Annotated in this window: 10 protein-coding genes; 9 read left to right on the top strand and 1 reads right to left on the bottom strand. The window is 64.4% G+C overall.

What is annotated here, in order from left to right; genetic code table 11:
* The first annotated feature begins 34 nt into the window (after positions 1-34).
* The 9 genes from HBF24_RS04405 to HBF24_RS04365 all read left to right on the top strand — a co-directional run bounded on the left by HBF24_RS04405 (position 35) and on the right by HBF24_RS04365 (position 9,287).
* Positions 35-625 carry a hypothetical protein gene (locus HBF24_RS04405; protein WP_167169545.1) on the top strand — a complete coding sequence of 197 codons (591 nt, stop codon included), beginning with the start codon at positions 35-37 and terminating at the stop codon, positions 623-625.
* 6 nt (positions 626-631) lie between these two features.
* Positions 632-1,192, top strand: a complete 561-nt coding sequence (locus HBF24_RS04400) for a cob(I)yrinic acid a,c-diamide adenosyltransferase (RefSeq protein ID WP_167169542.1) — start codon at positions 632-634, stop codon at positions 1,190-1,192.
* A gap of 7 nt (positions 1,193-1,199) precedes the next feature.
* A complete protein-coding gene (locus HBF24_RS04395; RefSeq protein ID WP_167170065.1) occupies positions 1,200-2,120 on the top strand; it encodes a histone deacetylase family protein in 921 nt (306 codons plus the stop codon).
* An 88-nt stretch (positions 2,121-2,208) separates the two neighbouring features.
* Positions 2,209-4,587 carry an LPS assembly protein LptD gene (gene lptD, locus HBF24_RS04390; protein WP_343162712.1) on the top strand — a complete coding sequence of 793 codons (2,379 nt, stop codon included), beginning with the start codon at positions 2,209-2,211 and terminating at the stop codon, positions 4,585-4,587.
* A gap of 159 nt (positions 4,588-4,746) precedes the next feature.
* A complete protein-coding gene (locus HBF24_RS04385) occupies positions 4,747-6,099 on the top strand; it encodes a peptidylprolyl isomerase (RefSeq protein WP_167169540.1) in 1,353 nt (450 codons plus the stop codon).
* Positions 6,096-7,094 carry a 4-hydroxythreonine-4-phosphate dehydrogenase PdxA gene (gene pdxA / locus HBF24_RS04380; protein WP_343162711.1) on the top strand — a complete coding sequence of 333 codons (999 nt, stop codon included), beginning with the start codon at positions 6,096-6,098 and terminating at the stop codon, positions 7,092-7,094. The genes HBF24_RS04385 and pdxA overlap by 4 nt, the downstream gene beginning before the upstream one ends.
* Complete coding sequence (rsmA, locus tag HBF24_RS04375) at positions 7,091-7,876, top strand: 16S rRNA (adenine(1518)-N(6)/adenine(1519)-N(6))-dimethyltransferase RsmA (protein WP_167169537.1); 786 nt, start codon at positions 7,091-7,093, stop codon at positions 7,874-7,876. The genes pdxA and rsmA overlap by 4 nt, the downstream gene beginning before the upstream one ends.
* A gap of 57 nt (positions 7,877-7,933) precedes the next feature.
* Positions 7,934-8,317, top strand: coding sequence for a Co2+/Mg2+ efflux protein ApaG (gene apaG / locus HBF24_RS04370; protein ID WP_167169535.1), 384 nt, complete (start codon positions 7,934-7,936; stop codon positions 8,315-8,317).
* A gap of 121 nt (positions 8,318-8,438) precedes the next feature.
* Positions 8,439-9,287: a symmetrical bis(5'-nucleosyl)-tetraphosphatase gene (locus tag HBF24_RS04365; RefSeq protein WP_167169532.1), complete on the top strand. Its 849-nt coding sequence runs from the start codon at positions 8,439-8,441 to the stop codon at positions 9,285-9,287.
* Between the two features lie 88 nt (positions 9,288-9,375).
* Here the strand turns inward: HBF24_RS04365 and secA are convergent, their stop codons facing one another.
* Entirely contained in the window at positions 9,376-12,090 is a 2,715-nt protein-coding gene (secA, locus tag HBF24_RS04360) for a preprotein translocase subunit SecA (protein ID WP_167169529.1), read from the bottom strand.
* Positions 12,091-12,217: the final 127 nt, after the last annotated feature.

Raw genomic sequence — 12,217 nt, 5'->3', positions numbered from 1 at the left:
CCGAATCCCAAAGACGTTTCCGGAGTAACGCCCCATGAATCTGACGCAGACGCAGCGCGTCGGCCTGTTTGCCGTACTGGCCCTTGTCATGGCCGCCACCCGCATCAACCACTTCGGTGCGTTGCCCGATGCTTCCTGGGCGGTGTTCTTCGCCGCTGGCTTCTACCTGCGTGGCTCGGCCCGCTGGGCCTTCCCGCTGTTGATGGCCGAAGCGGTGCTGATCGACTTCATCGTCATCACCCATCAGGGCATCAACTTCTTCGACGCCTACTGCGTCTCGGCCGCTTACTGGTTCCTGATTGCCGCCTACGGCGCGCTGTGGGCCGGCGGCTCGCTGGCACACCGCCTGTACACCGGCACCAATCTGCACAGCCTGGGCACCATCGCGCTGTGCCTTTTGGGCGCGGTAACCGTGTGCCACTTCGTGGCGCAAGGCAGCTTCTATTGGCTGAGCGCCAACGTGCCGGCACGCAGCCTCGGTGGCTGGATCGGCAACTTCGCCGACTGGTACCTGCCGTACCTGCGCACCGCCGCCATCTACAGCGCCATCGGCGCCGTGCTGCACACCGCTGTGGTGCAGCTGGTGCGCGCACTGCCGCAACCTCATCACCGCGACGCGCACTAAGCCGCCATGGGCCATCGCCTCTCCAAGATCTACACACGCACCGGCGACGACGGCAGCACCGGGCTGGGCGATGGCTCGCGCGTGCCCAAGGACTCGCCGCGCGTGGCCGCCTATGGCACCACTGACGAGCTCAACAGCGTGATCGGCATGGTGCTGTCCTGCGACGGCCTGGGCGACGATGTCACCGAAGCCCTGGTGCAGATACAGCACGACCTGTTCGATCTGGGTGGTGAGCTGTGTGTACCGGGCATGGCGCTGATCGACGATGCCGACGTCACCAAGTTGGAAGAGGTACTGGACGGTTTCAATGCCAAGCTGCCAGCGCTGAAGGACTTCATCCTGCCGGCCGGTGGCATGGCCGCTTCGACCTGTCACCTGGCTCGCACCGTATGCCGCCGCGCCGAACGCGAAGTGGTGGCGCTGGGCCGCGAAGCGCAGGTGCGTCCGCAAATCGGCCAGTATCTGAACCGGCTTTCGGACCTGCTGTTCGTGCTGGCACGTGTGCTGGCACGCCGCGCCGGCCACGGCGAAGTGCTGTGGCAGAAGGCCCGTCGCAGCCGCGGTTGACCCCATGCTGACGCGCCTGTACACCCACGCCGACTGCCTGCGCCACGATCCGGGCGCCGGCCACGCCGAGGTGCCGGCGCGACTGCGGGCGGTGCTCGAAGCGCTCGATCACGACCGTTTCGCCGCGCTCGACCGCGTCGAGGCGCCGCTGGCGGAAATCGAGCAGCTGGAGCGCGTACATGCGCCCGACTACATCCAGCGCATTCTCGGCAGCGAGCCCGATGCAGGAACCTTCCGGCTGGACGAGGACACCGTGATGAGCCCCGGCTCGGTCGCGGCCGCCCGTCGCGCGGCCGGCGCGGTATGTGCGGCCGTCGATGCCGTACTGGCCGGCGAAACCAGCCATGCCTTCTGCGCCGTGCGCCCGCCGGGGCACCACGCCACGCCTGACCGCGCCATGGGTTTTTGCCTGTTCAACAGCATTGCCGTAGGCGCGGCGCACGCCATGGCGGTGCATCGGCTCAAGCGCGTGGCCATCGTCGATTTTGATGTGCACCACGGCAATGGCAGTCAGGACATCTTCGCCGAGGATGCGCGGGTGATGTATGCCTCCAGTCATCAGGCGCCGCTGTATCCCGGCACCGGCGAAGAGGACCAACCCTGCGGCGGTCATATCATCAATGCCACCCTGCCCCCGCGATCGGGCTCGCAGGCCTTCCGCGAACTGTGGGAAGAACGTCTGTTGCCGCGCCTTTACAGCTTCAAGCCGCAGCTGGTGCTGGTTTCGGCCGGTTTCGATGGTCACCGTCTGGATCCACTGGCCGATCTGGAACTGGAAAGCGAGGACTACGCCTGGATCACCCATCGCCTGCTGCAACTGGCCGATGCGCACGCCCGTGGACGACTGGTGTCGGCGCTGGAAGGTGGCTATCACCTGGATGCACTGCGCGCCGGGGTGGCCGCCCACGTCGGCGAATTGATGGCCTGATCCGATTTCGTTCAGACTCTGCCTGCTGCCCGTGGCGCAGCGTTTCTGATAGCTTAGCGAGCTTTACGACATGTAGGAGACACGGGCCGTGCCGACCCGTTCACGCCCCCTGCCAGGATTGCGCCCGCTGGCCTTGGCCATCGCGCTGGCCGCATGCGCCGGCGCGCCGCCGACAGCGCAGGCCAAAAAGCACCACGCGCCCAGCGATGATGCCGCGCCCGCCGGCCAGGCCTGCCCGCTGGGCACCTTCATCTGTCCACCGCGACCGGTCAGCTATGCCATGTGCCGGCCCAATGCGCTGCTGTCGTTTTATCAGCCCGGACTTCCCCGCGACACGCTGGGCCGCGAAACCGCGCTCACCGATGTCCACGCGGTGCATGCCAACGCCTCGGACCGCCAGGTCTATCACCTCAGTGGCCGCGTGCGACTGCAACGCTACGACCAGCTGCTGCGCGCCGACGATGTCACCTACAACGACCGCACCACGGCCTATGACGCCAAGGGTAATGTGCGCTACCAGGAGTCGGGGCTGCTGATGTCGGCCTCGCACATGCGCGGCACCACCACGCCCGAGCACGGCGTGGCCGATGATGTGAACTATCAGCTGCTGAGCTCACGCGGCAACGGCAAGGCCAAGACCGCCACGCTGATCGACAAGCAGCACAGCAATTACCACTACGCCACCTATTCCACCTGCGACCCGGACGACCGCGTCTGGGAATTCGACGCCAAGAGCATCGTCATCGACAAGGTATCGGGGGTGGGCAAGGCCCACTCGGCGGTGATGCGCTATAAGGGCGTGCCGTTCATGTACCTGCCCTATTTCACCTTTCCGGTGGACGACCGGCGCAAGAGCGGATTTTTGTTCCCGATGATCGGACACTCGTCCAACGCCGGGTACATGTTGTCGCTGCCGTATTATCTGAACCTGGCACCGAACTACGACGCCACCATCACGCCGCAGCTCTATAGCCAGCGCGGCACCATGGCCAGTGGCGAGTTCCGCTATCTGACCCAGGGCAGCCACGGCATTCTGGATTTCAGCTACCTGCCCAGCGACCAGCACGCCCATACCGACCACCATGGCAACGTGCGCAACGACCTGGACAATGGTGCCAATCGCTACTTCATCAATTATCAGGACTACACTCGCCTACCGGGGCGCTGGTCCTTCACCACGCACATTCGTCATGTTTCGGACCGCTATTTTTTCCGTGACTTCAGTAATGACCTGGTGCGCAGTTCGTCCAGCGTGCTGCATTCGGATGCCTACCTACGCGGCTCGGGCCAGTGGTGGAGTGCCTCGTTCGGCGCGGACCGCTACGAGAGCATCGACCAACGCCTGACCGACTCCGGGTTGCAGTACAAGCGCTGGCCACGAGCCACGTTCAATCTGAACATCCCCATCGACGAACGCCTGCAGTTCTCGATGACCAACGAGGCGGTCGCGTTCCGCAAGAACGATGCGGTGGAGGGCAACCGGCTGGACATTTATCCCAAGCTGGCCATGCCGTTCCAGGGCGCCGCCTGGTATGTGCGTCCGGAAGTCGGTTATCGCTTTACCGGCTACCAACTGCTCGATGGCTATCAGAAATACGGTTACACCGAAAAAAACCCGACCCGCTCGGTGCCCATCGTCGACGTCGACAGCGGTCTGATCTTCGAACGTGATGCCGACCTGTTCGGCCATCACTACACGCAGACCCTGGAACCGCGCCTCTACTACCTGTATGTGCCGTACCGCGACCAGAGCAACCAGCCGTTGTTCGATACACGCGAGATGACGTTCGATTACTGGCAGCTTTTCACCACCAACCGCTTCTCCGGCGCCGACCGTCAGATGAACGCCAATAACCTCACGGCGGCGGTGACCTCCCGACTTCTCGATGACGGTGGTGTGGAACGCGCCTCGGTCAGTTTTGGCCAGATCCGCTATTTCACACCGCAACGGGTGCAGGCCTATGGTGCCGAGACCGATTACTCCGGCTCGGCCTACGTCGCCCAGGGCACCCTCAATCTCACCGACAAATGGCGCCTGACCAGCAGCTACCAGTGGGATCCGAATAATCGTCAGACCGATGTCGGTACGGTCGGCTTCCAGCGTCGCCTCGGCGCCAACGGCATCGTCAACTTCTCGTACCGGTACCGTGACCAGTTCATGGAACAGTTCGATGTCTCTGCGGTCTATCCCTTGTCCGATCGCTGGCGCTTGCTGGGACGCTGGAATGTCTCACTGCGTGACCAGACCACCTTCAAGCGCGGCGCCCCGAAAACCATCGAGGCGCTGGCCGGCATCGAGTACGACAGCTGTTGCGTGGCCGTGCAACTAGTCGGCCGCCATTACGTGGACGACGAGCAGGGTGACACCAACAACGCCATCATGCTGCAGATCCAGTTCAAGGGTCTGGGCTCATTCAATCCACAGACCGAGGACTTCCTGCGCCATGCTATCCTTGGCTATCAGTAAGGCCCACGTTGGCCGCGCGGCCTCACCCGTGGTGTGGCCGCCCTTCGTGCACCGGTCTGCACTGACATCTTTATGGCCGACCGGCGGCATTGCCGCCGCGCCGGATCCACAAATCCGCCCGAGCACGCGTGCTTCGCGCGCCCATCAGGTTGTGTCCCGATGAAGCAGATTTCCGCCTTTGTTCTCCTTACGCTGGCCTTGCTGGCCGCCCCGTACGCCCGCGCCCAGTTGCTGTCCGGCCCTGCCAATCAATCGGGCGGCTCACAGCGCCTGGACCGCATCGTCGCCGTGGTCGAAGACGGCATAGTGCTGCAGAGCGAACTTGACCAGGCCGTGGCGCAAGTCAAGCAGCAGTACGCCAGCGACCCTCAGAAGCTGCCACCGGACAACGTGCTGCGCCGCCAGGTACTTGAGCGTCTGGTGCTGATGCGTCTGCAGGTGCAGCGCGCCGAGCAGAACGGCGTGCACGTGTCCGACCAGGAAGTAAGCCAGGCGGCGCAGAATGTGGCGCGCCAGAATCACATGTCGATCGACCAGCTGCGCCAGGCCATCCAGAGCCAGGGCATGAGCTTTGGCGCCTTCCAGCGCCAGCTGGCCGACCAGATCATGGTGCAGCGCCTGCGTCAGGGCGTGGTGCACGACCAGGTGCAGGTTACCGACGCCGAGATCAACAACCTGCTCAACAGCCCCGCTTTCAAGGCCGGCGAAGTGCATCTGGCCCACATCCAGATCTCGATCCCGAGCGGCGCCAGCGCTCAGCAGATCCAGCAGGCTGCGGCCAAAGCCAAGCAGGCCGAGCAGGCCATTCACGGCGGCATGGATTTCAACGCCGCGGCGATCCGCTACTCCGATGCCCAAGACGCGCTGGATGGTGGTGACCTGGGTTGGCGCCGTCTGGATGCGCTGCCGCCGGCGTTCACCGACGTGGTCAAGAAAATGCATGGCGGCGAGGTTACCCCGCCCATGCGCGGCCCCAACGCCTTCCACATCCTGAAGCTGATCGCGCGCCGCCAGCCCGAGCGCAAGATGATCACTGAGTATCACGCGCGCCAGATCATGATCCAGCCGTCGGCCCTGCTGACCGATGCGCAGGCCAAGGCCAAGGCCGAGAAGATCTACCACCAAATCGTCGACAAGCACGCCGACTTTGCCAAGCTGGCCAAGAAGGACTCCGACGATGACACCACCGCGAACATCGGTGGCGACATGGGCTGGTTCCCGGTCGACGCCTGGGGCACCGCTGTGGCCGTCAAGCTGAAGTCGCTGAACGACAACCAGGTATCACAGCCGTTCCATACCCAAGGTGGCTGGCACATCCTTCAGCGCCTGGGCACGCGCAAGGCCGACCGCACCGACGAAGTGCAGCGCCAGCAGGCGCGTGCGGCGATCACCAACCGCAAGGCCGAGCAGGCCTACGAGGACTTCCTGCGCAACCTGCGCTCAACCTCGTACGTGCACATTCTGGTGCCGTCGCTGCGCGAGCCCTCAGATAGCGACAAGGCCAGCTCGTGAGTCGCGCCGCGGCCCTGCCGCGGCTGGCCGTCACTGCCGGCGATCCGGCAGGTGTCGGCCCGGAACTGGTCGCGCGGCTGGCGCATACACCTCTGGCCGCCGACCTGATCGCCATCAGCGATCCCGATCTGCTGCACCGCGCCGCCGCGCGGTGCGGTCTTTCCCTGGATATCCAGATCGATGATGGCACGTCGCGACAGATGCGCGCGCCAGGCATGTTGCACGTGCACCCGGTGCCGCTGCGCGCCGAGGAAACTCCGGGCAAGCTCGATCCACGCAACGCCTTCCACGTGCTGGCCACCCTGAGCCGCGCCGCCGATGGCTGCCTGGATGGCGAATACGCCGCCGTGGTCACCGCGCCAGTACAAAAATCGGTGATCAACGATGCCGGCGAACCGTTTTCCGGCCATACCGAGTTTTTTGCCCAGCGCGCCGGCTGCGATGTGGTGATGATGCTGGCCAGCGACGAACTTCGCGTGGCGCTGGCCACTACCCACATGCCACTCTCGGCGGTGCCCTCGGCCGTTACCCGGGAACGCCTTGAGCGGGTGCTGGGCACCTTGCATACCGCACTCGTCGAACGCTTCGCGCTTGCCGCACCACGCATCGCCGTGCTGGGACTCAACCCGCATGCCGGTGAAGGCGGTCACCTGGGCGATGAGGAAATTCGCGTCATCACGCCCACCCTGGAGGCGCTGCGCGCCCAAGGCATGCAGTTGCTCGGACCGCTGCCGGCCGATACCGCCTTCGTGCCGGGCATGCGTTCGCGCTACGACGCGGTGCTTGCCATGTATCACGATCAGGCGCTGCCGGTGCTCAAGTCCGAAGCCTTCGATCGCACCGTCAATATCACCCTCGGGCTGCCTTTCGTGCGCACCTCGGTCGACCACGGCACCGCTCTGGACCTGGCCGGCAGCGGTCGCGCCGATGCCTCCAGCCTGATCGCCGCCGCGCACCTGGCCTTGCGCCTGGCCCAGCCGCAGACACACGCATGAACGCCCGACCCAAGAAACATTTCGGCCAGCATTTTCTGCATGAGCGCCGCTACATCGACCGCATCGTCGCCGCCATCGCGCCACGCGACGAGGATTGCGTGGTCGAGATCGGCCCCGGCGAGGGCGCGCTCACGCTGCCGCTGCTCAAGGTCGCTCGCCGCATGACGGCGATCGAGCTCGATACCGACCTGCTGCCACGCCTTACCGCAGCCGCAGCCGAAGTCGGCGAACTGAGCATCGTGCAGTCCGATGTATTGAAGGTGGACCTCACCGCCATGGCTGCGGGTGGCAAACTGCGCATCGCCGGCAACCTGCCCTATTACATCTCCAGCCCGATCCTGTTCCACTGCGTCGAGCACCTGGACGCCATCGCCGACATGCACTTCATGCTGCAAAAGGAAGTGGTCGATCGCATGGCGGCCGAGCCCGGTAGCAAGACCTACGGCCGACTCAGCGTGATGCTGCAATTGGTGTGTCGGGTCGAGCCGCTGTTCGTGGTGCCGCCCGGCGCGTTCCGGCCACCTCCGAAGGTTGACTCGGCGGTGGTGCGCATGGTGCCAAGGCCGCCGGCTGAACGCCCACAGACCGATACCGCGCTGCTGGAACGCGTGGTCAAGGCCGCGTTCGCGCAACGGCGCAAGACGCTCTCCAATGCATTGCGCCAGCTGGCCACGGCTGAACAGATCCAGGCGGCGGGGATCGACCCCAAGGCCCGCGCCGAAACCGTGCCACCGCAAGGCTACGTGCAGCTTTGCCAGGCGCTGGCCGACGCCGCCGCCTGAAGCGCAGCCGCGCGCCGGGCTTGCCCCGTGCGCGGCGACTACCGGACAATCCCCCTCATGAGTGGAAAATCCCCGTACGCCATCGACGTCAGCGTCGAGTCGCGCTTCGTCCCCGATCAATCCGAGCCGGACAACGACCGCTTCGTATTTGCCTATACCGTGCGCCTGCATAATGCGGGCAAGGTCGGTGCGCAGCTGGTCGCCCGCCGCTGGGTCATCACCGACGCCAATGGCAAGGTCGAGGAAGTGGCCGGCGATGGCGTGGTCGGCGAGCAGCCCTGGATGCGTCCGGGCGAACGCTTCGAATACACTTCCGGCGCCGTCCTGGACACCTCGGTGGGCACCATGCAGGGCAGTTACCGGATGGTGGCTGACGATGGCACCACGTTCGAGGCGAACATTCCCACCTTCACGCTGTCGATACCGCGCACGCTGCATTGATGGCCGTACCCGAACCCCAGGCTCCCGCCCCTGGCCTCGCGGCCAGTGTGACCGGCGCGGCGCCAAGCAACACACGACGCGCCGCCGCACGAGGCGGCCTGGCGCTCGGCGAGGACACGTAATGGCCGTCTATGCGATCGGCGACGTACAGGGATGCTACCCCGAGCTGCAACGTTTGCTGGACAAGCTGGATTTCGATCCGGCCGCAGATAAACTCTGGTTCTGCGGTGACCTGATCAATCGTGGCGGGCAGTCGCTGGAGACGCTGCGTCTGATCCAGAGTCTCTCGGCCTCAACCATCATCACCCTGGGCAATCACGACCTGAGCCTGCTGGCCATTGCCGAGCGCACCGAAGAGGCCCAGGCACGGGTCAATCCGGAACTGCGTGCGGTGCTGTTTGCGCCGGACCGTGACAGCCTGCTGGATTGGCTGCGCGGCCAGAAACTGATGCACCACGACGCCGAACTCAACTGGACGATGGTGCACGCCGGCCTGGCACCGCAATGGACGCTGCGCCAGGCACTGCGCTCGGCCAGCGAGATCGAGCGCGAGTTGCAGGGCGGCAAGCACCGTCGGCTGCTACGCAACCTGTTCGGCAACAAGCCGGCCACATGGACGCCACGCCTGCGTGGCATCGACCGCCTGCGCGCCAGCATCAACGTGCTTACGCGTATGCGCTACTGCGATGTACGCGGTCGTATCGATTTCGAACACAAGGGCGTGCCGGGTACGCAAAAGCCCGGCCTGTACCCGTGGTTCGAGGTGCCCGGCATGCGCCAGCGCCATCTGCGTATTGTCTGTGGTCACTGGTCGGCGCTGGACCGCTTCGCCGGCTTCGGCGTGCACGCGATCGATACCGGCTGCGTGTGGGGCGGCCACCTGACTGCGCTGAGACTGGATAGCGAGGAGCCGCGCTACATCAGCGTCGCCGCCGAGCCACACCGCCAGCGCCCCCCTGACGCCGACTGAGTACCGGCGCCAGCCCTCGTCGATTGAACAATAAAAAAGCCGCCCAGTTGGGCGGCTTTTCCGTGGCCTGCCTTGGCAAAGTCGAGACTTAGCTCAGCTGGCCATGGCAATGCTTGTACTTCTTGCCCGAACCGCACGGGCACGGGTCGTTGCGGCCGACCTTGGGGCCTTCACGCAACACCGGCGAAGCCGCATCTGGAGCCTGTTCGCCAGCCTCTTCGTTGCCCATGGCATCGGCCTGAGCGTGCTGGAACTGCAGGGCCTTGGCCTGGGCCTGACGCTGCTGCTCGGCCTCCATCGCGGCGACTTCTTCTTCGCTGCGCACCTGCACACGCGCCAGCACCTGGGTCACTTCCGACTTGATGCGATCGAGCATGGCCGAGAACAGTTCAAACGACTCGCGCTTGAACTCCTGCTTGGGCTGTTGCTGCGCATAGCCACGCAGATAGATGCCCTGGCGCAGATAGTCCATGCTGGCCAGGTGTTCCTTCCAGGCGTTATCCAGCACCGACAGCGTAATGTGCTTCTCCAGCTGACGCATGGTTTCGGCGCCGACCAGGTTTTCCTTCTCCTCGAACAAGGCTTCGACCTGCTGGCCGACATATTCGAGAATGCCATCAGCATCGATCTCGCTGTGCTGCTCGATCCACTGCGGCAGGTTGAGCTGCAGACCCAGGTCTGATTCCAGCGCGCGGTCCAGGCCTGGAATATCCCACTGGTCGTCAATGGAGTCGGCTGGCACGTAGCTGCGCACGGTGGCGATGACCACATCCTCGCGAATATCGCGCACGGTAGCCGAGACATCGTCCGATTCCAGCAGCTCGTTGCGCTGGTTGTAGATCACCTTGCGCTGATCGTTGGCAACGTCATCGAACTCCAGCAGGTGCTTGCGGATATCGAAGTTGTGCTGCTCGACCTTGCGCTGCGCTTTCTCGATCTGACGACTGATCAGACGATCTTCCAGCGCATCGTCTTCCTTCATGCCGAACATGCGCATCCAGCGCCCGACGGCCTCGCCGGCGAAGATGCGCAGCAGGTTGTCTTCCAGCGACAGGTAGAAACGCGAGGAGCCCGGGTCACCCTGACGGCCGGAACGGCCACGCAGCTGGTTGTCGATACGACGCGACTCGTGGCGCTCGGTACCGATGATGTGCAGGCCACCGGCCTCCAGCACCAGATTGTGACGCTCCTGCCACTCGGCGCGCGCCTGCTGACGTGCCTCGTCGGTGACGTCCTCGCCCAGTTCGGCCAAGGCCACTTCCAGGCTGCCGCCCAGCACGATATCGGTGCCGCGGCCGGCCATGTTGGTGGCGATGGTCACCGAGCCCGGCGCGCCGGCCTGGGCGACGATGGTCGCCTCGCGCTCGTGCTGCTTGGCGTTGAGCACCTCGTGGTGAATCTTGGACTGATTCAGGTACTGCGACAGGATTTCCGAAACCTCGATCGAGGTGGTACCGACCAGCACCGGCTGCTGGCGCTGGTGGCAATCCTTGATGTCCTCGACCACCGCCTTGTACTTGGCGTCCTGGCCCAGGAACACCATGTCCGGATTGTCCTTTCGGATCATCGGCTTGTGCGTGGGGATAACCACCACTTCCAGGCCGTAGATCGACTGGAACTCGAACGCCTCGGTATCGGCGGTGCCGGTCATGCCCGAGAGCTTGTTGTACATGCGGAACAGGTTCTGGAAGGTGACCGTGGCCAGCGTCTGGTTCTCGCGCTGAATCGGCACCCCTTCCTTGGCCTCGACCGCCTGATGCAGGCCATCGGACCAACGACGCCCCGGCAAGGTACGGCCGGTGAACTCATCGACGATCACCACCTCGCCATCGCGCACGATGTAGTCCACATCTCGCTGATACAGCGCGTTGGCGCGCAGCGCGGCGTTGAGATGATGCACCACGGCCAGGTTCTTGGAATCGTACAGGCCTGAGTTTTCCTCGATCACGCCGGCCTGGTGCAGCAGCTCCTCGGCGTGCTCCATGCCCGCTTCGGACAGGTGAACCTGCTTCTGCTTCTCGTCGACCCAGTAGTCGCCTTCGCCCTCTTCTTCCTGCTGGCGGACCATCGACGGGACGACCTTGTTGACGGCCACGTACAGCTCCGGCGAATCCTCGGCCGGGCCCGAGATGATCAGCGGCGTGCGCGCCTCATCGATCAGGATCGAGTCGACCTCATCGATGATCGCGTAGTGCAGGCCACGCTGATAACGCTGCTCCTTGGAGAGCGCCATGTTGTCGCGCAGATAGTCGAAGCCGAATTCGTTGTTGGTGCCGTAGGTGATGTCGGCGGCGTACGCGTCGTGCTTGTCCTCGTACTCCATGCCCGGCCACACCACCGAGGTGGTCAGGCCCAGGAAGCCATACAGCTTGCCCATTTGTGCCGAATCGCGGCGGGCCAGGTAGTCGTTGACGGTGACCACATGCACGCCCTTGCCTTCCAGCGCGTTCAGGTACACCGGCAGCGTCGCCACCAGGGTCTTGCCCTCACCGGTACGCATTTCGGCAATCTTGCCCGAGTGCAGCACCATGCCACCGATCATCTGCACGTCGTAATGGCGCATGCCGAGCACACGCTTGGCCGCCTCGCGCACGGTGGCAAACGCCTCCGGCAGCAGCTGATCCAGCGTGGCGCCCTCCTCAAGACGCTTGCGGAACTCATCCGTCTTGGCCTTCAGCGCATCGTCGGAAAGCTTCTCGAATTCAGGCTCGAGCGCGTTGATGCGCGCTACGGTCTTGGAGAGTTGTCGCAGCACGCGCTCGTTGCGGCTGCCGAAAACACTCGTCAGTACACGGTTGAACATCGAACGTCCGTAATTCCAGATAAACGGATGACCGCGCGGTGGCAACTTGCGCGGGCGAATAGTCGATCATACTACGGCTGGCGCCAGCTATGTCCGTGGCATGGCGTCACCGCCCATCGCTTTCAAG

This window comes from Oleiagrimonas sp. C23AA (assembly GCF_011759385.1).
Taxonomy (GTDB): Bacteria; Pseudomonadota; Gammaproteobacteria; order Xanthomonadales; family Rhodanobacteraceae; genus Oleiagrimonas.
This window is presented reverse-complemented; position numbering and strand designations above follow the sequence as displayed.